The organism is Nocardia sp. NPDC057440, assembly GCF_042802915.1.
GTDB lineage: Bacteria > Actinomycetota > Actinomycetes > Mycobacteriales > Mycobacteriaceae > Nocardia.
In genome coordinates, this window is the sequence record NZ_JBHVDF010000001.1 from 12,960 (window position 1) to 37,022 (window position 24,063).

The window sequence follows — 24,063 nt, forward strand, 5'->3', positions numbered from 1 at the left end:
CTTCCGAGCCGTCGAGACTCGTGCCTTCGGCGCGTGCGCTTCGACGGCTCGGAAGCGAGACGGGCCGCGAACTCTAATGCTCGGTCTCGCTTCGCTCGGAAGACATCATCGTGCCCAGTGGGGGCGTCAGTGGCTGAGCTTGCTACTTCGGTCGATGCGCTTCGGCTGTTGTCGAGGCGGGACGGACCGCGAACTCTAGTGCTCGGTCTCGCTTCGCTCGGAAGGCGTCATCGTGCCCAGCGGGTGTGTCTGTGGGGATCTTGCGACGTGTTGTCTGCGCTTCAGGGTGTTCGGACGTGCGCTGGGGTCGCCAACTCCAGTGCTCGATCTCGCTGCGCTCGAAAGACATCATCGTGCCCAGTAGGCGCGTCTGTTCATGCGCGGTTGGCGGCGACGAAGCGCGGTTTTCCGGCGAGGTCGGGGTGTTCGACGATGTCGGTGAATTCGCCCTGTTTGCCGAGCATGGCCGCCAGTTCCGAGCCGTTGGCGTCGTCGTGTTCGATGGCCGTCGTGCCGCCGGGGCGCAGCAGGCGGGCGATGGTGGGGATCATCGCGCGGATGACGTCCAGGCCATCGGGGCCGCCGAACAGGGCCAGATGCGGGTCGTGGTCGGCGACCTCGGGGGCGAGTTCGGCGGCTTCCGGGATGTAGGGCGGGTTGGATACCACGAGGTCGACGCGGCCATTGAGCTCGGTCAGCAGGTCCGGGTCGGTGACGTCGTCGGCGTACAGGGTGATGGGGGTGTCGCCGTCGGCGATGCGGAGGTCGGCATTGCGGCGGGCCCATTGCAAGGCGGGCGGATCGATCTCGACGGCGTGCACATCGGCGTCGGGGCGGGCGTGCGCGATGGCCAAGGCGAGCGCGCCGGAACCGGTGCACAGGTCGACCACGATGGGCGTGTGATCGTGCGGCAGCTTCTCCAGTTGGCCCAATGCCCAGGCGAACAGCAACTCGGTCTCCGGTCGCGGCACGAAAACGCCCGGCCCGACCGCCAGGTCGATCTCACCCATCGCGGCCGTACCGGTCAAGTGCTGCAACGGGATTCGTTCCGCACGCTTGGCGACCAGCATCCGATACTGCGCCAGCAGCTCCGGCTCGACCAGCGGCGTCAGCGCCAGTCGTGTTCGCTCGACGCCGAGCAGATGCGCCGCGAGATGTTCGGCGTCTGCCTGCGGACTGTGTACCCCGGCCGCCCGCAGGGTCTCGACGGCTTCATTGATAGCTGGACGCAGCGGCTCACGACTCATAGCGCTGACTTTGCCTGATCGAGGCTTATTCGGCGGCCATTCGGGCTTCGCGATCCGCCTTGCCCAGTGCATCGAGCAGTGCGTCCATATCGCCATCGAGCACAGCATCCAGGTTGTGGGCCTTGAATCCGATGCGGTGGTCGGCGATCCGGTTCTCCGGGAAGTTGTAGGTGCGGATGCGCTCGGAGCGGTCGACCGTGCGGATCTGGCTGGCCCGGCCCGCCGCGGCTTCCTGGTCGGCCTGCTCTTCGGCGAGTGCCTGCAGCCGCGCGGCGAGCACCTGCATGGCGCGTGCCTTGTTCTGCAACTGGGAACGCTCGTTCTGGCAGGTCACCACGATGCCCGAGGGCAGGTGGGTGATGCGAACGGCCGAGTCGGTGGTGTTGACGCCCTGCCCACCCTTGCCGGAGGAGCGGTAGACGTCGATGCGCAGATCGGTTTCGTCGATCTGCACCTCTTCCACCTCGTCGGGCTCCGGATAGATGAGCACGCCCGCGGCCGAGGTGTGGATGCGGCCCTGCGATTCGGTCACCGGGACGCGCTGGACCCGGTGCACACCGCCCTCGAATTTGAATCGCGACCAGACACCGTCGCGTGCGGCGTCCTTGCTCTTGATCGATAGCGTGGCGTCTTTGTAGCCGCCGAGGTCGGAGATCGTGACGTCGAGAACCTCGACCTTCCACCCGTGCCGCTCGGCGTAGCGGATGTACATGCGGGCCAAGTCCGCGGCGAACAGCGCGGATTCCTCGCCGCCCTCGCCGGACTTGACCTCCAGCACCACATCGTCGCCGTCGTGCGGGTCGCGCGGCGCGAGCAGATCCGCCAGCGTCTGCTCCAGCTCGACGACCTGGCGTTCCAGATCGGGCACCTCTGCCGCGAAAGCCGCGTCGTCGGCCGCGAGTTCCCTGGCGGCGGCGAGATCGTCGCGGGCGGTCTGCAGCTTGTTATAGGTAGCCATGACGGGGGCCAACTCGGCGAACCGCTTCCCGACCCGGCGCGCGGCGCCCGGATCGTTGTGCAGCGCCGGATCCGACAGCTGCATCTCCAAGCCCGCGTGCTCGGCCAGAATGTCATCGATCGCGGACGGTTGCGTCACGGTAACTGCTTCCTCTCGATTTTCCACGCCATCCCGGGCGAAGACCGGGACCACACAAAAGCACCGACGCCCGGCCTGCAGAAGCAGGACCGGGCGTCGGCGAGGAAGCTACTTGGCGTCGGCTTCGGCTTCGGCCTTCTTGCCGGCACGCTTGCCGTAGCGAGCCTCGAAGCGGGCCACACGGCCGCCGGTGTCGAGGATCTTCTGCTTGCCGGTGTAGAACGGATGGCACTGCGAGCAGACCTCGACGGTGATGTGTCCCGACTCCTTGGTGCTGCGAGTCTGGAAAGTGTTGCCGCAACCACAGACGACCGTGGTGTCGACATACGTCGGGTGGATTCCTGCCTTCATGGGTGTCCTCTCGATATTGGCCGCCGGGTCGCCCTCGCAGATCGCGAGAGCGTGAACCGGAGCCGACTAGGCGGGAGGTCTGCTCAGTGAGCAGACGCAACGACCGTTCAGTATGCCAGAACTGCCGCTACGCTCCCAAAACGCATCCGGGTACGGGTTTGTTCCCGGGCGGCAAGTACTCCCCCACCCTTCCCGCCCCTGGAAGTCCGGGCGCGCGGATCACACACTCTTAGCAAACTCTTAAGTCGAGTAGTCGGCTACTCAGGGATGCGAACACCGCTGTTCATAGAGTTTGAGCCCTGGTAGCACAACGCCGTGCCGAGACAGAAAGGAGAACTCCATGAACAGCCGATTCGCCCTCGCGATCTTCGCCCTGTTGATTCTCACTGTCGCGGTGGGCTGGCTTGCCGTACCCGACGCCCCGAACACCTCGACCGCCGGATACGCGGTTCCGACCGCTACGGCCTTCGAGCCCGCGCACACCGGTAGCCGTACCGACACGACCGCAACCACCGCAATGATTCTGGGCTGCATGATCATTGGTGCCGCGGCCATCGGACTGGTCTTCTTCGGTCCACGAAGCACTCAGGGGCTCCGTGTACACGGAGCCCCTGAGCTTGCCAGAGCAATTACTGATTTCGCGAGCACATGGGTAACTCCCGGGATACGCCCAGAAGTCGCCGAGTACTCAACCGCCGGCCCGCCGTGCGACTCTCGCGGCACTCACTTGTGCGCTGAAGTCGCGAGGAGGCGGACTGGCTCATTCGTCGAGTGCGCCTGGCGCGGTCTTGCTCACCTGCATCAGGAACTCGAGGTTGTTCTTACTCTTCTTCAGTCGGTCGATCAGCAGATCGATCGCCTGATGCGAGTCGAGGCCGGTCAATACGCGGCGCAGCTTGTGCAGCACCGCGGCCTCGTCGGGGCTGAGCAGTAGCTCGTCCTTACGGGTACCGGACGGATTGACGTCCACCGCGGGGAATACACGCCGTTCCGCGATCTTGCGGTCCAGCTTGAGCTCCGCGTTGCCGGTGCCCTTGAACTCCTCGAAGATCACCGTGTCACCGGTCGAACCGGTCTCCACCATCGCGGTGGCGATGATCGTCAGCGAGCCGCCGTTCTCGATGTTGCGCGCCGCGCCGAGGAACCGCTTGGGCGGGTACAGCGCGGTGGAATCGACACCACCGGAGAGGATGCGGCCGGAGGCGGGCGAGGAGTTGTTGTACGCACGGCCCAATCGGGTGATCGAGTCGAGCAGCACCACAACGTCTTTGCCCATTTCGACCAGGCGCTTGGCCCGCTCGATGGCCAGCTCGGCGACCGAGGTGTGGTCTGACGGCGGCCGGTCGAAGGTGGAGGCGATGACCTCACCCTTCACCGAGCGCTGCATGTCGGTGACCTCTTCCGGACGCTCGTCGACCAGCACAACCATGAGGTAGACCTCGGGGTTGTTGATGGCGATCGCGTTCGCGATGTCCTGCATGATCGTGGTCTTACCCGCCTTGGGCGGGGAGACGATCAGCGCACGCTGGCCCTTGCCGATCGGCATGATCAGGTCGATCACACGCGTGGTCAGCTTGTTCTGCGTGGTTTCCAGACGCAGTCGCTGATTCGGGTAGAGCGGGGTCAGCTTGCTGAACTCGGGACGACGCTTGGCCGCATCGACGTCACCGCCGTTGACGGTGTCCAATCGCACCAGCGGATCGAACTTCTGCCGCTGGTTGCTCTGCTCACCGTCACGCGGGGCGCGCACCGCACCGGTGATCGCGTCACCGCGGCGCAGGCCGTTCTTGCGGACCAGGTTCATCGAGACGTACACGTCGTTCGGTCCGGCCAAGTAGCCCGAGGTCCGCACGAACGCGTAATTGTCGAGCACGTCGAGGATGCCCGCGACCGGCTGCAACACGTCGTCTTCGCGGATCTCCAGCTCACGGGCCTCGCCCGTGCTCGGGCCGCCTTCGCGGTCGCGACCACGACGACGTTCGCGGAAGCGGCGTCCACGCCGTCCGCGACCGCCCTCGTCCTCGTCACCACCACGGCTGCTGTCGCCGCCACGGCTTTCGCCGCCACGGTCCCGATTGCCGTTCCCGTTCTGGTTGCCGCGCTCGGACTGACCACGCTCACCGGACTGGCCGCGTTCGCCGGACTGACTCCGCTCGCCGGACTGACTCCGCTCGCGGCGGCGTTCGCCCTGCTCCTGGTCCTGCTTCGGCTCGTCACCCCGCGATTCAACCGACGCCTCGCCACCGGAGCGGGCCTGGTCACGTCCGCGACGCTGCCTGCCACGACCACGCTGACCCGGCTCGCGGCCGGATTCCTCGGTGGTCTCGGTCGGCGCGGCCTCGGCCTGCGCCGAGTCGGCCTGCGTTTGCTCGGATCGAGCAGACTTCGAGGGAGCGGACTTCGACGTGGCCGCGGGAGCCTCATTCGACTGAGCCGCGACGGGAGCCTGATTCGACTGAGCGGAAGCCTCGTTCACCACGGCAGGAGCCGCGGGCGTCACATCCAGGGTTGCCTGCACCGGCACCGCCTTGGCGGTGTCCGCATCGGACTTCACCTCGCCACGCGCGGACTTTTCTGCCTTCGCCGACTTTCCGGCCTGGTTTTCCTTGATAGCGGCGATCAAATCGCCTTTGCGCATTCCGGAGGTGCCTCGGATACCGAGCTCCCCCGCGAGCGCGCGCAACTGCGGCAACAACATTCCAGTCAGCCCCGATCGTGCGACGTCGGTTTGTTCGCTCATCTTCGAAATCTGTCCGGAGTCACTTTCGCGGTCGCCCGGGGTCGTTGGGTTGGATTCCACCCCGGGTGTCGCGAGCAGGTCCGTATCTGTCACGGAAATCCTTTCCTTCCCTCGATTGCCGTGTGCTATTTCGAGGGTTTGTTCCGCAGTCCGGGCACTGTGCCGAACTCGGAGTACAACCGCCGGACATCCGTCCTGCCGGTCGCTTGTGCCGTATCACCTGCCCCGCCGGACCGGCGGCTTCGCCACCAGTTTGTGAAAGGTGGGAGAGATCATTCCAGTTGCGCAGCTACGCAGCACCCCCATGGCCTGGAGGCTCGAGCCTGGAGCCTGCTGGAGCGATTGCCCTGATGAAGCACCGGCGTCTGATGCGCACGATGTACGGACTCGCTCAGGATAGCTGGCAACTGTCAACCTCGGCAAGGCAGACTCGCCGTCAGTCGACCTGGACGCCTTCTGCGAGTCCCGGCTCGACCACCCGCAGACCGTCCGCGGCAGCCAGTTCGCGGAGTTCCCGGGGGAATTCGCTGGTGACGAGGGCCAGTACGGTCGGGCCCGCGCCGGAAACCGTCGCCGCGATACCGGCCGCCCGCAGCCGATGGATCCATGCGGTCGTCAGCGGCAGGGCGGGCGCACGCTGGCTCTGATGCAGCCGATCCGCGGTCGCGGGCAGCAGCAGATCCGGACGTTCCGTCAGCGCGACCACCGCGAGGGCGGCCCGGCTGGCGTTGAACGCGGCGTCGCCGTGCGGCACCACCTCGGGCAGCAGACCACGGGTGTGCGCGGTGGACGAGCGCTCCTCGGGAATGAGCACCACCGCACGCAGGTCGGGATGCGGCTCGAGGCGCACCGCACGGTAGATCCGGGTCGGCGCGGCCGCGGTGCCGTCCGCGCCCGCATCGGCGGGCCGGTCGGTCTCGGTCCAGGACACCACCACACCGCCGAGCACGCTGGCGGCCGCGTTGTCCGGATGACCTTCGAATTCCGATGCCAGCTGCACCAATTGGTCCGCGCCGGTGGCCAGTGCCGGATCCAATTTCGCGGCGAGCGCACAGCCGGCGGCCAGCCCGCCGACCACCGCGGAGGCCGACGAACCCAGTCCACGCGAATGCGGAATCACGTTGCGGCACAACACATCGAGACCGTCGGCCCACACGCCGGCGGATTCCAGGCCACGCTCGATGGCACGCACCACCAGATGCGAAGGGCCCCACGGCACGTCGTCGGCGCCCTCACCCTCCACCCGGATTGTCAGGCCGGAATCGGTAGTGCGCACCTCGATCTCGTCGTAGATGCCCAATGCCATACCGAGCGAATCGAATCCGGGACCCAGGTTCGCGCTGGAGGCGGGCACCCGCGCGAGCACGGACAACCCAGCGGGCAGCGTCCGCGTCATGGCTGCTGCCCGCTCATGCAGTTGACTTTCCCGAGTGCTCAACTCATGCCAGCTCTAGTTCGGCGGCCACCGCGACCGGGTCGACCTTGATCGCCTGGACCTGCGGCATTCCCAACAGCGCGGTGTCGGGATCCTTGAGTCCGTTGCCGGTGACGGTGCACACAACGGTCAGGCCGGAGTCGAGCCAGCCCTCCTTGCGGGCCGCGAGCAGACCTGCGACGCTGGCCGCCGAAGCAGGCTCGACGAAGACGCCCTCGGTGGCGGCGACCAGTCGGTACGCCTCCAGGATCTCCTCGTCGGTGGCGGCGCGGAACGCGCCACCGGACTGCTCCTTGGCTTCCATCGCACCGTTCCAGGACGCGGGCGCGCCGATCCGGATGGCGGTGGCGATGGTTTCCGGGTCCTTGACCGGGGCGCCGTTGACCAGCGGCGCGGCACCCGCGGCCTGCACACCGAGCATGCGCGGCAGCTGCGTGGTGATGCCGTCGGCGTAGTACTCGCGGTAACCGCGCCAGTAGGCGGTGATGTTGCCCGCGTTGCCCACCGGGAGCACATGCACATCCGGCGCCTTGCCGAGCACATCGCAGATCTCGAACGAGGCCGTCTTCTGCCCCTCGATGCGGGCCGGGTTCACCGAGTTCACCAGACCGATGCTCGGAAATTCCGAGGTCACCTTGCGCGCCAGCTCCAGGCAGTCGTCGAAATTGCCCTCGACCTGGATGATCTTCGCGCCGAGCATGACGGCCTGGGCCAGCTTGCCCATCGCGATCTTGCCCTGCGGGATCAGCACGGCGCAGGTCATGCCCGCGCGGGTCGCGTAAGCGGCGGCGGATGCCGAGGTGTTGCCGGTGGAGGCGCACAGCACGGCGGTCTGACCGCGGTACTTGGCGTCGGTGATCGCCATCGTCATGCCGCGGTCCTTGAACGAACCCGTCGGATTGAGCCCCTCGACCTTGAGATACACATCACATCCGGTCAGCTCGGACAGGTGCGGTGCGGGCACCAGCGGGGTGCCGCCCTCGAAGAGGGTGACCGGCTCCCAGTCGGCTGCGCCCGCGAGTCGATCACGATAGGCCGCGATCAGCCCCGGCCAGCGGGAATGCACTCCGGTCTGCGGCGCGACGCCTGCGGTGTTCATGCCAGCGCTCCCTGCGTCGGACCGGGAGCGGGTGCGCACCGGAAACCTGTCGACATATCGCCTCGAATGTCGGCGATTGTCCGCACATTCGTCCTCATTCTTCGGTGCCTTCCAATCTCAGAACACTGGTCACGGATGTGACGGACTCCATCTCCGCGAGAGCGGCCACGGTGTCCGCGAGCGCCGACTCCACCGCGTGGTGGGTCACGACAACAAGGCGCGCACCGTTGCCGTGCCCTTCCTGGCGGACGGTCGAGATGCTCACCCCGTGCTTGGCGAACTCGCCCGCCACCTTGGCCAGAACCCCAGGACGGTCTTCGACCTGCAGGTTCACGTGGTAACGGGTCGGCGTATCGCCGATCGGCGCGATCGGTAGCTCAGCATAAACCGATTCGCCGGGAGCACGGCCACCGTAGAACTTGTTGCGCGCGGCCATCACCAGATCACCGAGCACCGCGGACGCCGTCGGAGCGCCGCCGGCGCCCTGACCGTAGAACATCAGCCGTCCCGCGTTGTCCGCCTCGACGACCACCGCGTTGAACGCACCGGTGACCGCGGCCAGCGGGTGCTTGCGCGGGATGAGGGCCGGGTAGACGCGCACCGAGACGCGCTCCTTGCCGCCTTCTTCCGGGCCGGGCTCGCCGGGGCCCGAGTCGACGCGCTCGCAGATGGCGAGCAGCTTGACAGTGCAGTTCAGCTCGGACGCGGTCTCCAGGTCCTCCGCGGAGATCTTCGAGATGCCCTCGCGGTACACGTCGGCGGCGGTGACCCGGGTGTGGAAGGCCAGTGAGGCCAGGATCGCGGCCTTCGCGGCGGCGTCGTAGCCCTCGACGTCGGCGGTCGGGTCGGCCTCGGCGTATCCGAGGCGGGTGGCCTCGGCGAGCGTGTCCGAGTAGTCGGCGCCTGTCTCGTCCATCGCGGAGAGGATGAAGTTGGTGGTGCCGTTGACGATGCCGACGACCTTGTTGACCCGATCACCGGCCAGCGACTGGATGAGCGGGCGCACGACCGGGATGGCGCCCGCGACGGCGGCCTCGAAGTACAGGTCGGCGCGGCTGCGCTCGGCGGCCGCGGCCAGCTCGCCGGTGTAATCGGCGAGCAGCGCCTTGTTGGCGGTCACCACGGACTTGCCCGCATTCAGCGCGGCCAGGATCAGTCTGCGCGGCGGATCGATGCCGCCGATGACCTCGACAACCAGGTCGACGTCGTCGCGGGCGACGAGCGCGTCGGCGTCGGTGGTCAGCAGTCCGGCGGGTAGACCACGGTCGGTGTCGAGGTTGCGCACCGCGACACCGCGGAGCACGACCGGTGCGCCGACGCGCGAGCGCAGGTCATCGGCGTGGTCGCGCAGAATGCGCACCACCTCGGTGCCGACATTGCCCATCCCGAGGACCGCGACCCCGATCGGACGATCGGTTCCCCAGGTCCCTTGCTTCGCGGCATTGGTCATGATTCCACCTCTGTGTTAGTGCGGGATACCCGCACCCGATCGGCTCCGATGAGCGAGGCTGCGTCGGTGTTGCTCATCTACACCTCCAGGCTGAGCAGGTCCGCCACCGTTTCCCGGCGCAGAATGAGTCGCGGAACTCCGTCGCGCACTGCGACGACCGCGGGACGTGTCAGCTGGTTGTATCGACTCGACATCGAGTAGCAATACGCACCGGTGGCCGCCACCGCGACCAGATCACCAGGGCCGACGTCGGCGGGCATCCAGGTGTCCCGAATAATGATATCGCCGCTCTCGCAGTGCTTTCCGACCACGCGAGCAACCACCGGGTCGGCGTCCGAGGAGCGCGAGACCAGACGGCAATCGTAGTCCGCCTGATACAGCGCGGGGCGGATGTTGTCGCTCATGCCGCCGTCGACGCTGACGTAGCGGCGGGTCAGTCCGCCGTCGAGCGAGACGTCCTTGACCGTGCCGACCTCGTACAGCGTGACTGTGCCGGGTCCCGCGATGGCGCGACCCGGTTCCACCGCGATGGTCGGCTCCGGCAGTCCGGCTCGGGCCGCTTCCTCGCCGACCAGCTTGCGCAGGCTCGTCGCGAACTCGTCCAGCGGCGGCGGATCGTCGTTCGGCAGGTACGAAATACCAAGGCCGCCACCGAGATCCAGGGTGGCGATCTGGGCGGTTCGCTCGATGCCGAACTTGTCGACGGCAGCGCGCAGCAGTCCGAGCATCCGGCGCGCGGCGATCTCGAAGCCGTCGAGCTCGAAGATCTGCGACCCGATGTGCGAGTGCAGCCCGACCAGACGCAGGTTGTCGGCCTCGAAGACGCGTGCCAGCGCCTCCATGGCATCGCCGCCCGCGATGGAGAAACCGAACTTCTGATCCTCGTGCGCGGTCGAAATGTATTCGTGTGTATGGGCTTCCACACCGACGGTGACACGAACGAGCACGTCCTGCACGACGCCCGCGCGGCCCGCGACCACCTCGAGGCGATCGATCTCGATCAGCGAGTCGACCACCACGTGCCCGACGCCCGCCGCGACCGCGGCCTCCAGCTCGGGAACCGACTTGTTGTTGCCGTGCAACGCGATTCGCTGGGCCGGGAAGCCCGCGTGCAGCGCGACAGCGAGCTCGCCGCCGGAGCACACGTCCAGCGAGAGACCTTCGTCGCGGATCCAGCGCGCGATCTCGCCACACAGGAATGCCTTGGACGCGTAGTGGACTCGCGCATTCGAGCCGAACGCGCGCACCATATCGCGACAGCGGGAACGGAAGTCGTCCTCGTCCACCACGAACAGCGGGGTGCCGAACTGTGCGGCCAGCTCGTGCACCGGCACCCCGGCCAACTGGACGACACCGTCGGCATCGCGAGAAGCGTTGCGCGGCCACACATTGACGGGCAGGTCGATCATCTGCTTCGGATCACGCGGGCGCTCGGCCAGACTGGGGGCGTGCGGGATCTCGGCGTGCCGGGGTCCGGCTGGATGCGCGCTCACTGAACTACCTTCCTCATACTGCTCGTCTCGAAGCCCGATAGCCCGTTCACATGCGCTCCGGTGCGTTGACGCCGAGCAGCCCGAGGCCGTTGGCGAGCACCTGACGGCTGGCCTCACACAGCGCGAGCCGTGCGGTATGCAGCGGCGTCGGCTCCTCGTCACCCTTGGGCAGCACCTGGCAGGCGCCGTAGAACCGGTGGTACGCGCCGGCGAGCTCCTCCAGATAGCGGGCGACCCGGTGCGGTTCACGCAGGCTCGCGGCGCTGGCGACCACCCGCGGGTACTCGCCGATGGTGCGGATGAGTTCGCCTTCGTGCTCAGTGGCGAGCAACCCGAAGTCCGGGTTCGCGGCGCTCACCCCGAGATCCACCGCGTTGCGCGCCAACGACGACAACCTGGCGTGCGCGTATTGCACGTAGTAGACGGGGTTTTCGTTGTTCTCGCTGGTCCACTGGTTCAGATCGATATCGATGCTCGAGTTCACCGAGCTGCGCACCAGCGCATAGCGGGCCGCGTCGACGCCGATCGCCTCGACGAGGTCGTCGAGGGTGACAACGGTGCCCGCGCGCTTGCTCATCTTCACCGCGACGCCGTCTTTGACCAGATTCACCATCTGCCCGATCAGCACCTCGACGGTGGCCGGGTCGTCGCCGAACGCGGCGGCGGCGGCCTTCAACCGGCCGATGTAGCCGTGATGGTCGGCGCCGAGCATGTAGATGCACAGGTCGAAGCCGCGGGCTCGCTTGTTCTGGAAGTAGGCGATGTCGCCCGCGATGTAGGCCGCGTTGCCGTCGCTCTTGATGACCACGCGATCCTGGTCGTCACCGTATTCCGAGCTGGCGATCCACCACGCGCCGTCCTTCTGGTACAGATCGCCGGAGTCCTTGAGGGTGGTGACGGCCTGCTCCACCGCGCCGGACTCGAACAGCGAGCTCTCGTTGAAGTAGACGTCGAAGTCGGTGCCGAACTCGTGCAGCGACGCCCTGATCTGGGCGAACATCAGCTCGACGCCCTCGGCACGGAACAGCTCGAGCCGCTCGGCCTCCGGCAGCGTCAGCGCATCGGGACGTCCGGCGACGATCTTGTCGGCGATCTCGGTGATGTAAGCGCCCGCGTACCCGTTCTCCGGCGTCGGCGCGCCGGAGGCGGCAGCGACCAGCGACTTGGCGAAGCGGTCGATCTGCGCGCCGTGATCGTTGAAGTAGTACTCGCGGGTCACGTCGGCGCCCTGCGCGGCCAGGATCCGGCCGAGCGCGTCACCGACCGAGGCCCAGCGGGTACCGCCGAGGTGCACGGGGCCGGTCGGATTGGCCGACACGAACTCCAGGTTGATGCGAGTTCCCGTCAACGCTTCCGACGTGCCGTACCCCTGGCCTGCCGCGAGCACCTGCGCGACGATCGCGCCCTGCGCGGACGCGGCGAGCCGGATGTTCAGGAAGCCGGGACCGGCCACATCGGCGGAATCGATGCCGTCGGTCGCGGCGAGCGCGGTGGCCAGCCAGGCTGCCAATTCGCGTGGATTGGTTCCGGCCCGCTTGCCGACCTGCATCGCCACATTCGTGGCATAGTCACCATGTTCCGGATTACGGGGGCGCTCCACACTGACCGCGTCGGGCAGGACCGCAGGGTCCAGTCCACGTTCGACAAGCACCTTCGCCGCAGTTGCGCGAAGGAGATCTGCAAGGTCAGCTGGAGTCACGAGTCTCTATCCTATGGTCTGGGCGGGTGTGCACCTCGAGTGGGCACCGCACTGCCAGCGGATCCATCACGTCGAAAGAGCACAACGAGCAATGCCGAGCACAAGTGCCAAATCGGCCAAAGCCGTCCGGGCCGCCGGGAAGTCGTCGTCTTCGCGCAAAAGGGGCGGTGGCAAGAGCCCGTTCGGCAAGAAGCGCCAGATTCCGTGGCTGGCCATCGGCGCTGCCGCGGTCATCATCGCATTGGTCGGTGTCCTCGCCTACAGCCTGGTCCCGAAGTACCGGGACAAGGCCGACCTCGAGAAATACACGCCGAGCGCCCAGCGCAAAGACCCCTCCGATCAGATCTCGGGCGTGACCAAGCAGGAGTACCAGGCCGGTCTGCACGTCTCGGGCGCCCAGCGGGTGGCCTACGACCAGAGCCCGCCGTTCGGCGGCCCGCACGATCAGGCTTGGGCGAACTGCACCGGCGTGGTGTACAGCAAGCCGATCCGGGTGGAGAACGCGGTGCATTCGCTCGAGCACGGCGCGGTGTGGATCACCTATAACCCGGACAAGGTGGACACCGCGGGAATCGAAACGCTGAAGAAGAAGGTCGAGGGCAAGCAGCAGACCCTGATGTCGCCCTACCCCGGCCTGACCTCGGCGGTGTCGCTGCAGTCTTGGGGCCATCGGCTGACCCTGGACAGCCCCGACGACAAGCGGGTCAACCAGTTCCTCACGGCGCTGCGCGCCAACCCTTACGGCGCCTACCCCGAGGTGGGCGCGAGCTGCTCCAACCCGTCCTTCGACGCGAACAACCCGCTGCCGTTCGACCCGAGCCCGCCCGGACCGGATGCGGTGCCGATGGACGGTAAGGGCCTCGAACCCGATCCGGCCGAGCTCGGCGGCATGCCGGGCCTGCCCGGCGGCATCCCGGGTGTGCCCGGCGTTCCCGGTCTGCCCGGTGCTCCGGGCCTGCCCGGCGGCATCCCGGGTGTGCCCGGCGTTCCCGGTCTGCCCGGTGCTCCGGGCCTGCCCGGTGCGCAGATCCCGACGCAACCTGCCCCCGGTCAACCGACGACGGGCCAGTAGATGGCCGACACAGGAACCGAGCCGGACTCGACCGCCACTTCCGGCAGTGATGCCTGCGGCAGTCCGACCGAACAGGACCCGACCGCCGCATCCGAAGATGGCGACGGCACCGGTCTCGGCGCACAGTTCCGCCGTCAGCGCACCGCGCTGCTGGTCATCGGCGCGATCGGCATCCTGCTGATCGGTTTCGCCGTCGGTGTCCTCGCCCGGATTCCGTTGGACCGCAACGCCGAACCCGACCCGAACGCCGCGGACACCGGTTTCAGCCAGGACATGTCCGCCCACCATGCCCAGGCGGTCGACATGGCGGGCGTCGCGCTCATCGGCTCCGCCGACAACGACGTACGCAGGCTCGCCTACGACATCCTGACCACCCAGCAGGCCCAGCTCGGCAGGATGCAGGGCTGGCTGCAACTGTGGGGCAAGCCGATGCAGGACGTCGACGGCTACATGGGCTGGATGAGTGAACCCGCGGGCGGCGGCCACGACCACGGCGCCGCAGGCAGCACGGCAGGCCACCCGATGTCCGGCCCGATGCCGACCATGCCCGGCATGGCGACCAACGCGGAGATGACAGCGCTGCGCCAAGCCACCGGCCCGGCGCTGGACACGATGTTCCTGCAGCTGATGCTGCGCCATCACCAGGGCGGCATGTCGATGATCCGATACGCGGCCGAGCACGCCGAAACCACCGCCGTGCGCAGCCTGGCGAGCACCATGGAGACAACCCAGCGTGGCGAGGCCCAGCTGATGACCACCATGCTCACCACCAGAGGCGCAACACCCCTGCCGGTGACCTGAGACCCGGGTCGAACCCGCGAAACCACCCGACCCGGCGCACTTTTTGGCGGACAGCTGCCAATGCGATACGCTTGCCCCGCCCGATCGGCCGCCCCACCCGGCGTCCGGCCGAGATCTATCCCGCCCTCGTAGCTCAGGGGATAGAGCGTCTGCCTCCGGAGCAGAAGGCCGCAGGTTCGATTCCTGCCGAGGGCACCGAAGAAAGGCTCCTGACCAGACAGTTCCTGGCCAGGAGCCTTTTCTGTTCACTGTCTCGGCACGCATCAGTGGCACCGGATGACGCTTCCTCGTCGACCACCGCGTCAATAGGTTATCTGCGACGATCTCGGTCATACGTCGCATCATGGAGTACGCGGTAAGGCAGCGGCCGCGACTTTCGCGGGTGGCATGACGCTGCGCCGCGCAGATCGCCGTTACGCTCGACTCGATCGTGAGCCGAACACTTCCGGGACAGCGCATCCGGGCCGCTCATGGTTCAATCTGCCCGTGGACAGTGCGCCCCTCTACCCTCGGTTACCCCGTGCCGGTATTCGAAGGAATCGTTGCCCGATATCTGCAGGAGCCTGCGATCGCAGGAGGTGTGGATGATCACGGACGCTGATCTCGACGGGATATCCGGGTGGTTTTACCCCCCCGATCCGATGCTGTTCCGGTTCTTCCTCGAGCTCTCGGAGCATAGATGCGGGGTTGCCGATCTCGCCGAAATCGGTTGCTGCTTCGGCAAATCCTCGGTCCTCATCGGCGAATACCGGCGGAGCGGGGAAGAGTTCACGGTCGTCGATCTGTTCGAGGACCCCGCGCCAGACCCGTCCAATTTCACCGAGAACCGTCGCGATTACGGCGATCTGACCGAATCGGCATTCCGAGCCAACTATGCGCGGTTCCATTCGTCACCACCGCGAATCCTGCGAATGGACAGCCCCGCAGCCCGCCCGATCTTGGCGCAGCGCCGCTACCGTTTCGTGCATATCGACGGATCGCACCTCTATCGAATTGTGCGGGACGATATCGAAACAGCGCGAAATATACTGGTGGACAACGGTATTGTCGCGATGGACGACTATCGGTCCGAACACACACCCGGCGTCGCGGCTGCCGCGTGGACTGCCGCCCGGGACGGTCTGCGGATCGTTGCCCTCTCGCCGACGAAGCTCTACGGAACGTGGGGCGACCCGCGGCCCTGGCGATCCGCACTTCACACCCGGCTCCTCGACTCCGGAGTGTCCTTCCAGACGCAAGAAATATTCGACGACGAGATCATCCGGGTCATCGGATAACGGAGGCTGCGCCGAGATCAACGGATCCCAGGTCGGCCGGGCCGGCCGCTGGAGCCGACTGCCCGCACCGGGCAACCCCTTACGATCTACGGTAACCAAGGTCGGAGCCGGGTAACGATTGCGGCGATGACGCGACGGGAAGTCGAAGTGGCGGCACCGTGATCGAATTCGGTCACCAACAACTTGGGGATCGTGATTGTCGGCCTCCGCGCGCAGACCAACGGAACATCCGTAACGTGCCGGGTCACCGGCGATGGCAAGGTGACCGACGAGAAAACCGCTACCGGCAAGGACGCCGCGGTGGAATGCTCGGGCAGCACCTTCTGAGCGCGTAACCTCCAACTCTTGCGTACTCGGGTCAGTCCGCGCTCGCGTGTATGGCCTTCACGCCCATGATCAAGTCGCGTGCACGGTCCCCGAAAACGGCCCTCGAGCCGTGATCTGGCCCGCCCGTCACCGATAGCAATTCACACGGTCGCCACGTGGCGGGCCGACTCCAATAGCTCGGCCCGCACCGCATCGATTCGGTGATGGACAAGTCGCCCACCGCGTTTGACGATCTCGCCGCCGACCAACACAGTGTCGATATCGGCAGGTCCGGCAGCAAGGACCACTGCGGCGATCGGGTCGAGTAGGGCGCTCATGCCGAGGCTGTCGGTGCGCAGCACGAGCAGGTCGGCTTGTTTGCCTGGGCGCAGCGAGCCGGTGACATCGCCGAGGCCGAGTACCTGCGCGCCATCGAGGGTGGCCATGCGCAGGACGTCACGAGTGGTGAATTCCAGTCCGGGACGGGCCCTTTCGAGTAGGTAGGCGGCCCGCATCACGCCGAACATGTCGCCGGGGCCACTGGTGACGGAGTCGGTGCTGAGAGAGGTTGGGATACCGGCCGCACGCAGGCGGCCGGTTGCGGGGTAGCCGATGTGCAGGCCTGCCTCGCTGATCGGCGCGATCGACGCAGTGCCGCCGGTATCGGCTATCTGCCGCAGTTCGTCGTCGGAGAAATAGTTGGGGTGGATATACGTGGTGTGCGGCCCGAGCAGCTTGTTCGTCGCCAGCACGGCCAATCCCTTTGCCGCGCTTTCTCTTCCATTGCCGCCCATGTGCACGGTGATCGGCAGACCGAGATCCCTGGCTTCGCGCCATTCTCGAATCCCCTCGTCCGCTCCGGCGATTTCGGGCCCCATCGCGGCGTAGGCGAACGTCAGCCGAGGCATGACCGACGCGGGAGCGGGCCCGCCATAGGCGAATACACCGCGGATGCCCGACTCGCGGAGTCCCTGGATCGCGGCGTCGGTGTGTTCCGGAGTGGCATTGAGCTGTGACCAGTCGAGCAGCGTCGTTGTACCGGAACCCAGCGCGTCCAATGCTCCCGCGAGGTTGCCGATGCGAACGTCGGCAGGTCGATAGCGCGGCGCGTAACCACCGAGGACACGCGCGAGGTAGTCGCCGAGGGTGGCGTCGGCCATGGTCGCGCCGATGGCCGCCTGCCAGGTGTGCCGATGAGTGTCGACGAACCCCGGCATCACGATGTGACCGCTGACGTCGAGCACCTCGGGTGCGCTCAATCCCGTTCCGAGAGCGGCGATTCGACCGTTCTCGATCAAGACGTCGGTGTGCTCGGTGACCCGCGGCCACGGCTCGGTGTCCAGCACGATGCCGCCGCGGAGAAGAAGTGTCGAACTCATAGCCCAAGGCTAGATGAAAAGCTTTTAAGAAAGCAATAATGAAAGCTAGTAAACTTCCCGCTGTGCAGGATGACGTCGACGAACTGGTGCCGGGATGGCAGGCCAACGGCCTGTCCGACTCGTTGATCGCGACGCTGGAGCTGAGCAAGCGGATCTCGCGACTCGACGGGGTGATGCAGCAGGCGATCCGGACCGAGATCGCCGAATTCGGGCTCACCTATGCCGAATTCGATGTGCTGGCAGCACTATTGCGCGCGGGCGCCCCACATCGACTCAAGCCGAGCGAGCTCAGCCGCGCACTGTTTCTGACCTCGGGCGGCACCAGCAACGTGCTGCAGCGCCTTACCTCCGTAGGCCGCATCGAACGCGCCGACAACCCGGGCGATGGCCGCAGTCGGTGGGTCCAGCTGACGCCCGATGGCCTGCGCATCGCCGAGGCCGCGGTGGCGACCGCGGGCCGCGTGCACGAGCAGGTGATGGCCGGCGTACCCGACGACGCGATACGCCGAGCCGCGGACGCGCTGCGCGACATCAACGCGATTGTCGGCCGCCGCCGCCCCCGCTGACCAGCACCTGCTTGCCCACGGCCGGTCATCGCCAGCGTTCTCCCGGTTCCGTTCGCCCGGTCTCCCAGTGCCGTAATCTTCGTGGCAGACCGGGGGTGAGCGGAGGGATGGGACGATGACATATCCGCCGAGCGGGCAGCAGCCGTACGGATCGCAATACCCGGAACAGCCAGGTCAGCAGGGGTATCCACAACAGGGGCCGTACCCGCCGCAGCCGCAGCAGCCCTACGGGTACCCGCCGCAGGGTGGCGCGGGCTACCCGCCGCCCGGATATCCGCCGCAGGGGTACCCGCAACCGCCGAAGAAGAAGCGAACGGGACTGTTCATAGGTTTGCTGGTGCTGGTGCTGATCATCGCGGGCGGGATTGCCGCGGGTGTGGTGCTGACGGTGCAGGGCAAGACGCCGCTCGCTTCCGACGAAAAGAAGATCGAGGTGGCGATCCACGACTTCTATGACGCCCTCGGCAAAGACGGCTTCCGGGCGGCGGCCGCGAAGGCGTGCGCGTCGGATCGCGCCGAGTTCGACGCGCTGAGCGAGGAGCAGAAGCAGGCCTTCGATGCGTCCAAGGTATCGGTGACCATCGATAGAATCGAGAACATCGTGATCACCGGAGACCGGGCGACCGCGCACGTTGTCGGACACCTGACACTCACGCTCCCCGGCGAAGCGCCCGACACCGACGACAGCACCAATGAACATTTGCGGAAGGAAGACGGCAAGTGGCGGGTCTGCTCGGCGGAAACGGACAAGTACTGAACGCGCACCGTCGTCTATGAGTTGCTGCGGCCCCTCGCGCCGAACCCTGCTCGCCGCCATCGGCCTTGCCGCGCTACTGCCCGTCACAGGCACGGTCCGATCGAGTGCGGCTCGGGCACAACCGAATTCACTGGTCGCCACCGACCTGGAAGTCGTCACGATCACCGATCGATCGGTGATTCTGACGTGGACCACGGTGACGCCGGATCCCACGGGACGGCTGGTGCCCGCGGACTCCGACACCGAAGTTCGCCTCGGCCCCGCCGACTCGCCACGCGCCGTGACACCGGTCTACACCGACGCCGAGCCCACCCCGTTCCACTACGCGGAAATCGACGGCCTCGAACCCGGGCGCCGCTATCGATTCGAGGCGGTGTCGAACGGCGTGCGCGCGAGCCCCGCACTCTCGTTGACCACGCTGACCCCTGGCAGTCCCGAATCCACCAGCGAATTCACCACATTGGTGCCGCCACCGGGCCGCCCGCTGCGCACCCTCGCGCTGGCCAACGACGTGCATTACGGCGAGCAGGTCAGCGGTCTTGTCATCGGCGACCTGCCGCCCGGATTCCGGCAGGAACCCGACCTGCCGCCGTATCCGGAGGTGATGCTCGCGGCATTGCTCGACGACTTGCGCCGTCCCGACCGCGACGCCGACCGGCTGATCATCGCGGGCGACCTCACCAACGAGGCGACGGCCGCGGAGTCCCGCGCCGTCCGTGCCCACCTGGACAGGTGGGGCACGCTGGGGCGTGACTATCTCGTCGCGCGTGGCAACCACGACCGGCCCCATCTCGGTGCGGCTTATCAAGCCTGTGCACCCGCGGCCGCCGACCATCACGACTGCTGGGCCCACGAATTCACCCCACGTCAGCAGCTGATCGAGCACGAGGTCGGCGGGCTGCGGCTGATCGGCCTGGACACCAGCGAGCTCGACGGCGCGGGCGGCAGCATCGAGCGCCCGCAATTCGAGCACCTCGCCGAACTGCTGCACGCCGACCCGGACCGTCCGACGCTGGTGTTCGGCCACCATCCGGTGACGATCGAGTCCGGACTCACCAACACCGCAGGACCCGGGTTCGTGCTGAACCGCCCCGACAGCGCCGAACTGCAGTCGCTCTACGAGCGGGCTCCCGGCGTGTTTTTGCAGCACAGCGGCCACACCCACCGCAACAGACGCACGCGCCCGGACGCGTCGTGCGCCGTCGAATTCCTGGAAGTGGCCGCCGTGAAGGAATATCCGGGCGGCTACAGCCTGCTTCGACTCTACGAGGGCGGGTACATGGTGAATTTCTACAAAACCCGCACACCCGCGGCCAAGCGATGGAGCGCGACGACCAGAGCCGAATACTTCGGCCTGCTGCCGGATTACACGCTCGGCACGTGCGCCGATCGCAATCACGTTGTGCTGCGTGATTTCTCGGGACTCCGATAACAGCCCGAAAAGGGCGTGGCTCGGGCGACCTGCAAGCCGTCACGGGCGGTGTTGTTCGACCGGCCCGCACACCGTCACCAGCGGCCGTCGCGCATTGCGGCCGCATCAGGACCGATACCATCCGCGCACGTCGAACGCGGTATGTTGCTTAGGTAAGCCTCATCATAGGTAGGCGGGCTATTACGTGTCGGAAGGACAGATAATGGTGTCGGTCAGATGGAAATCGGTGTCCGCGACGCTCGCGGTCGCGGTCGCGGTGCTAGGGATGACGGCCTGCTCCAATTCCTCGGACGACACCAACGAAATCACGGTCTACAACGCACAGCACGAATCGCTCACCAAAGAGTGGGTGGACGCGTTCACCAAGCAGACCGGCATCAAGGTCACCTTGCGGCAAGGCGGCGACACAGCGCTGGGCAACCAGCTCGTCGCCGAAGGCGCCGCCTCCCCCGCCGACGTCTTCCTGACCGAGAACTCCCCCGCCATGGCGCTGGTCGAGAACGCGGGCCTGTTCGCCGACCTCGACAAGCGGACTCTCGATCAGGTGCCTGCGCAGTTCCGCCCCTCCACCGGTAAGTGGACCGGAATCGCCGCCCGCTCAACGGTTTTCGTCTACAACAAGGACAAGGTCGCCGCCGATCAGTTGCCCGCGTCGCTGCTGGACCTCGCCCAGCCGCAATGGAAGGGCCGCTGGGGCGCGGGAGTCTCGGGCGCCGACTTCCAGGCCATCGTGGCCGGCCTGCTCGCGCTGAAGGGCGAGGACACCACGCGCGCCTGGCTCAAGGGCATGAAGGACAACGCCACCGCGTTCCCGAACAATGTCGCCACCATGAAGGCCGTCAACTCCGGCCGGCCCGACGGTGGCGTGATCTATCACTACTACTGGTACCGCGACCAGGCCAACACCAAGGAGAGCAGTGCCGACACCGCGCTGCACTACTTCAAGAACCAGGACCCCGGCGCCTTCGTCAGCGTGTCCGGCGGCGGCGTGCTGAAGTCGAGCAAGAAGCAGGAATCGGCGCAGAAGTTCCTGGCGTTCATCACCGCCGAGTCCGGGCAGCAGATCCTGCGCGATGGCAACTCCATGGAGTACCCGGTGGCCAGTGACGTCGCGGCCAACCCGGCGTTGCCGCCGCTCGCCGATCTGCAGGCGCCGTCGGTCGATCCCAGCAAGCTCGACGCCAAGAAGGTGACCGCGCTGATGACCGAGGCAGGTCTGCTCTAACCGTGGCTGTTCGGACCGCCGTCGTTTCCTCCCGGATCGGCAGACCCGGGCCTCTCGTCACGACCGTCGCCCTGCTGCTTGTCGCGGCGACGTTCGTGCCGCTCGGCTACATCGTGTCCACGATCTTCTCCACCGGTCTCGACCAGGCCGCCGATCTGGTGTTCCGGCCCAGAGTCGGTGAACTGCTGCGCAATACGGCCGGACTGGTGGTGCTCACGGTGCCGATCTGCGTGGTGCTCGGGGTCGGACTCGCCTGGGTGGTCGAGCGCACGGCGGTCCCCGGCGCGGCCTGGTGGGGTCCGGTGTTCGCGGCTCCGCTCGCCGTGCCCGCCTTCGTGAACAGCTACGGCTGGGTGAGTGCTTTCCCGACGATGCACGGGCTGCCTGCCGGTGTCGTCATCTCGACCATGTCCTATTTCCCGCTGGTGTACCTGCCTGCGGCGGCGACACTGCGTCGCCTCGATCCCTCGGTGGAGGAATCCGCGCGTGCCCTCGGTTCCGGACCGGTGGCGGTATTCCTGCGCATTGTGCTTCCGCAATTGCGGTTGGCGATTCTCGGTGGCGGGCTGCTGATTTCACTGCACCTGCTCGCCGAATACGGCGCGTTCGTGATGGTCAGATTCGACACCTTCACCACCGCGATTTTCGAGCAGTATCAATCCAGTTTCGCCGGTCCCGCGGGCAGCATGCTCGCCGGCGTGCTCGTGCTGTGCTGCCTGGCGCTGCTCGCGGGCGAGGCGGCGGCCCGCGGTAGTGCGCGCTACGCCAGGATCGGCAGCGGCGCGCCGCGCGCCGCGGCGCGGGTTCGGCTCGGGTTCGGCACAATCCCGGTGCTCGTCGCACTGACAGCGGTGACCGCGGGCGCGCTCGGGGTGCCGCTGTGGACGATCGTGCGCTGGCTGCGGTCGGGTGGTGCGAAGGTGTGGGATCTCGGCGAGATCGGCCAGGCGCTCGGGCAGACCGTCGCGCTGGCCGCCATGGCCGCCCTGATCACTACCCTCTGCGCGTTCCCGGTGGCCTGGATCGCGGTGCGCTCTACCTCGGCGTTCGCCCGAATTGTGGAGGGCGCCAACTACATCACCAGCTCGTTGCCCGGCATCGTGATCGCCCTGGCCATGGTGACGGTCACCATCCGATGGGCGCCGCCGCTCTACCAGACGGTGACCATGGTGGTGGCCGCGTATGTGCTGATGTTCCTGCCTCGGGCGCTGGTCAGCGTGCGAGCCGGGCTTGCGCAGGTGCCGATCGGGTTGGAGGAAGTGTCGCGCTCGCTCGGGCAGTCCGGTGTGGCCACCTTCCTGCGAGTGACGTTGCGGCTCAGCGCGCCCGCCGCGGCGTCCGCGGGCGCACTGGTCTTCGTCGCCGTCGCGACCGAACTCACCGCGACGTTGCTCTTGGCGCCCAGCGGAACTCGCACGCTGGCCATGCGGTTCTGGTCGCTGTCGGGCGAATTGGACTACGCGGCCGCGGCACCCTATGCGCTGCTCATGATCGTCGCGGCGGTGCCGGTGACGTATCTGCTGTTCACCCAATCCAGGAAGGCGGCGGGAGTATGAGCCGACTTGTCGTGGCCGACGTCGCGAAGGCGTTCGGGCACACCCAGGTTCTCGGTGGGATCACCCTGGAGGTTCCCGACGGGAGTTCCACCGCGGTGGTCGGCTCGTCCGGCTGCGGCAAGACCACGCTGCTCCGGGTGATCGCGGGCTTCGAGTCGCCGGATGCCGGATCGGTGTCCATCGGCACGGAAACCGTTGTGGGGGATCGATTCTCGGTGCCGCCGCAGCGGCGCAACATCGGCTACGTCGCGCAGGACGGCGCACTGTTCCCGCATCTGACCGTCGGCCAGAACATCGCCTACGGTCTGCGCAGCGGATTCCGTGGGATGCGCCGCGGCAAGCACCGCGTCGGCGAACTGCTGGATATGGTGTCGCTGGACCCCTCCTATGCCGACCGCCGCCCGCATCAGCTCTCCGGCGGGCAGCAACAGCGCGTCGCGCTGGCCCGCGCCCTGGCACGCAGACCCGACGTGATGCTGCTCGACGAACCGTTCAGCGCTCTGGACGCGGGCCTGCGCACCACCACCAGACAGGCGGTCGCCGAGACGCTGCGCGCGGCAGGCATGACGAGCATCCTGGTCACCCACGATCAGGAAGAGGCGCTCTGCTTCGCCGAGCAGGTCGCGGTGATGCGGCAGGGCCGGTTCACCCAGGTCGGTGCGCCCGAGCAGGTGTACGCCGCGCCCACCGATCTGTTCACCGCCCGCTTTCTCGGCGACTGCGTACTGCTCGACGGGATCGTCGACGCGGATATCGCCAAGTGCGCGCTCGGGCGAATCCCGGTGCAGAAGTCGGCGCCTTCGGGCCAGGTGACCCTCATGATCCGTCCGGAACAGCTGGTGGCCCATGTGGTTTCGGATGCCGAACAGAGCAGCGGCGTGGTGCGCGAGGTGGAATTCCGTGGCGCCGATGTCATGCTGACCATCGCCTTGGACGGCGACACCGACCCGGTGCGCGTGCGCCGCGCCAGCGCCGCGGCCCCGACCACCGGCCAGCGCGTGCGCCTTGACGTGCTCGGCGCCGCAGTCGCCTACGAAGCGGCAGACGAATCCTGAAGCAGGTGCTCGGCTCGGTGATGTCGT

General features: G+C 67.1%; 20 protein-coding genes and 1 tRNA gene. 11 read left to right on the top strand and 10 right to left on the bottom strand.

Annotated features, from left to right (window positions below):
- Window positions 1–374 precede the first annotated feature (374 nt).
- The 9 genes from prmC to argS all read right to left on the bottom strand — a co-directional run bounded on the left by prmC (window position 375) and on the right by argS (window position 12,610).
- Window positions 375–1,247 (bottom strand): peptide chain release factor N(5)-glutamine methyltransferase, encoded by an 873-nt coding sequence (prmC, locus tag ACFU4Z_RS00075; protein ID WP_379058038.1) that lies wholly within the window; start codon window positions 1,245–1,247, stop codon window positions 375–377.
- Between the two features lie 25 nt (window positions 1,248–1,272).
- Entirely contained in the window at window positions 1,273–2,343 is a 1,071-nt protein-coding gene (gene prfA / locus ACFU4Z_RS00080) for a peptide chain release factor 1 (RefSeq protein WP_379058041.1), read from the bottom strand.
- A 108-nt stretch (window positions 2,344–2,451) separates the two neighbouring features.
- Entirely contained in the window at window positions 2,452–2,694 is a 243-nt protein-coding gene (gene rpmE, locus ACFU4Z_RS00085; RefSeq protein ID WP_328409859.1) for a 50S ribosomal protein L31, read from the bottom strand.
- Window positions 2,695–3,454: 760 nt separating this feature from the next.
- Window positions 3,455–5,527: a transcription termination factor Rho gene (gene rho, locus ACFU4Z_RS00090; protein ID WP_379058045.1), complete on the bottom strand. Its 2,073-nt coding sequence runs from the start codon at window positions 5,525–5,527 to the stop codon at window positions 3,455–3,457.
- Window positions 5,528–5,870: 343 nt separating this feature from the next.
- On the bottom strand, window positions 5,871–6,830 hold the full coding sequence (thrB, locus tag ACFU4Z_RS00095) for a homoserine kinase (protein ID WP_379058047.1): 960 nt from the start codon (window positions 6,828–6,830) through the stop codon (window positions 5,871–5,873).
- Window positions 6,831–6,873: 43 nt separating this feature from the next.
- Window positions 6,874–7,968 (bottom strand): threonine synthase, encoded by a 1,095-nt coding sequence (gene thrC / locus ACFU4Z_RS00100; protein ID WP_379058050.1) that lies wholly within the window; start codon window positions 7,966–7,968, stop codon window positions 6,874–6,876.
- Between the two features lie 94 nt (window positions 7,969–8,062).
- Entirely contained in the window at window positions 8,063–9,418 is a 1,356-nt protein-coding gene (locus tag ACFU4Z_RS00105; RefSeq protein ID WP_379058053.1) for a homoserine dehydrogenase, read from the bottom strand.
- A 77-nt stretch (window positions 9,419–9,495) separates the two neighbouring features.
- Complete coding sequence (gene lysA, locus ACFU4Z_RS00110; RefSeq protein ID WP_379058056.1) at window positions 9,496–10,911, bottom strand: diaminopimelate decarboxylase; 1,416 nt, start codon at window positions 10,909–10,911, stop codon at window positions 9,496–9,498.
- A 46-nt stretch (window positions 10,912–10,957) separates the two neighbouring features.
- Window positions 10,958–12,610: an arginine--tRNA ligase gene (argS, locus tag ACFU4Z_RS00115; RefSeq protein WP_379058058.1), complete on the bottom strand. Its 1,653-nt coding sequence runs from the start codon at window positions 12,608–12,610 to the stop codon at window positions 10,958–10,960.
- Between the two features lie 91 nt (window positions 12,611–12,701).
- Between argS and ACFU4Z_RS00120 the strand changes: the two genes are divergently transcribed.
- The 5 genes from ACFU4Z_RS00120 to ACFU4Z_RS00140 all read left to right on the top strand — a co-directional run bounded on the left by ACFU4Z_RS00120 (window position 12,702) and on the right by ACFU4Z_RS00140 (window position 16,087).
- Entirely contained in the window at window positions 12,702–13,682 is a 981-nt protein-coding gene (locus ACFU4Z_RS00120; protein ID WP_379058061.1) for a DUF3105 domain-containing protein, read from the top strand.
- Window positions 13,683–14,483, top strand: coding sequence for a DUF305 domain-containing protein (locus ACFU4Z_RS00125; protein WP_379058064.1), 801 nt, complete (start codon window positions 13,683–13,685; stop codon window positions 14,481–14,483).
- Window positions 14,484–14,605: 122 nt separating this feature from the next.
- Window positions 14,606–14,678 (top strand) — tRNA-Arg (locus ACFU4Z_RS00130).
- A 389-nt stretch (window positions 14,679–15,067) separates the two neighbouring features.
- Complete coding sequence (locus ACFU4Z_RS00135; protein WP_379058066.1) at window positions 15,068–15,760, top strand: class I SAM-dependent methyltransferase; 693 nt, start codon at window positions 15,068–15,070, stop codon at window positions 15,758–15,760.
- Window positions 15,761–15,943: 183 nt separating this feature from the next.
- Window positions 15,944–16,087, top strand: a complete 144-nt coding sequence (locus ACFU4Z_RS00140; protein WP_379058069.1) for an MmpS family transport accessory protein — start codon at window positions 15,944–15,946, stop codon at window positions 16,085–16,087.
- Between the two features lie 140 nt (window positions 16,088–16,227).
- Here the strand turns inward: ACFU4Z_RS00140 and ACFU4Z_RS00145 are convergent, their stop codons facing one another.
- Window positions 16,228–17,445 carry an amidohydrolase family protein gene (locus ACFU4Z_RS00145; protein WP_379058073.1) on the bottom strand — a complete coding sequence of 406 codons (1,218 nt, stop codon included), beginning with the start codon at window positions 17,443–17,445 and terminating at the stop codon, window positions 16,228–16,230.
- Window positions 17,446–17,507: 62 nt separating this feature from the next.
- Between ACFU4Z_RS00145 and ACFU4Z_RS00150 the strand changes: the two genes are divergently transcribed.
- From ACFU4Z_RS00150 to ACFU4Z_RS00175, 6 genes are all read left to right on the top strand, one after another.
- Complete coding sequence (locus tag ACFU4Z_RS00150; protein WP_379058076.1) at window positions 17,508–18,011, top strand: MarR family winged helix-turn-helix transcriptional regulator; 504 nt, start codon at window positions 17,508–17,510, stop codon at window positions 18,009–18,011.
- Between the two features lie 115 nt (window positions 18,012–18,126).
- The gene (locus ACFU4Z_RS00155) at window positions 18,127–18,768 is read left to right on the top strand and encodes a hypothetical protein (RefSeq protein WP_379058079.1); all 642 of its coding nucleotides are present in this window, start codon (window positions 18,127–18,129) and stop codon (window positions 18,766–18,768) included.
- 16 nt (window positions 18,769–18,784) lie between these two features.
- Window positions 18,785–20,200, top strand: coding sequence for a metallophosphoesterase (locus tag ACFU4Z_RS00160; RefSeq protein WP_379058081.1), 1,416 nt, complete (start codon window positions 18,785–18,787; stop codon window positions 20,198–20,200).
- Between the two features lie 202 nt (window positions 20,201–20,402).
- A complete protein-coding gene (locus tag ACFU4Z_RS00165) occupies window positions 20,403–21,425 on the top strand; it encodes an iron ABC transporter substrate-binding protein (RefSeq protein WP_379058084.1) in 1,023 nt (340 codons plus the stop codon).
- A gap of 2 nt (window positions 21,426–21,427) precedes the next feature.
- Window positions 21,428–22,981, top strand: coding sequence for an ABC transporter permease (locus ACFU4Z_RS00170; protein ID WP_379058087.1), 1,554 nt, complete (start codon window positions 21,428–21,430; stop codon window positions 22,979–22,981).
- A complete protein-coding gene (locus ACFU4Z_RS00175; protein ID WP_379058091.1) occupies window positions 22,978–24,036 on the top strand; it encodes an ABC transporter ATP-binding protein in 1,059 nt (352 codons plus the stop codon). Before ACFU4Z_RS00170 ends, ACFU4Z_RS00175 begins: the two co-directional genes overlap by 4 nt.
- The last annotated feature ends 27 nt before the right edge of the window (window positions 24,037–24,063 follow it).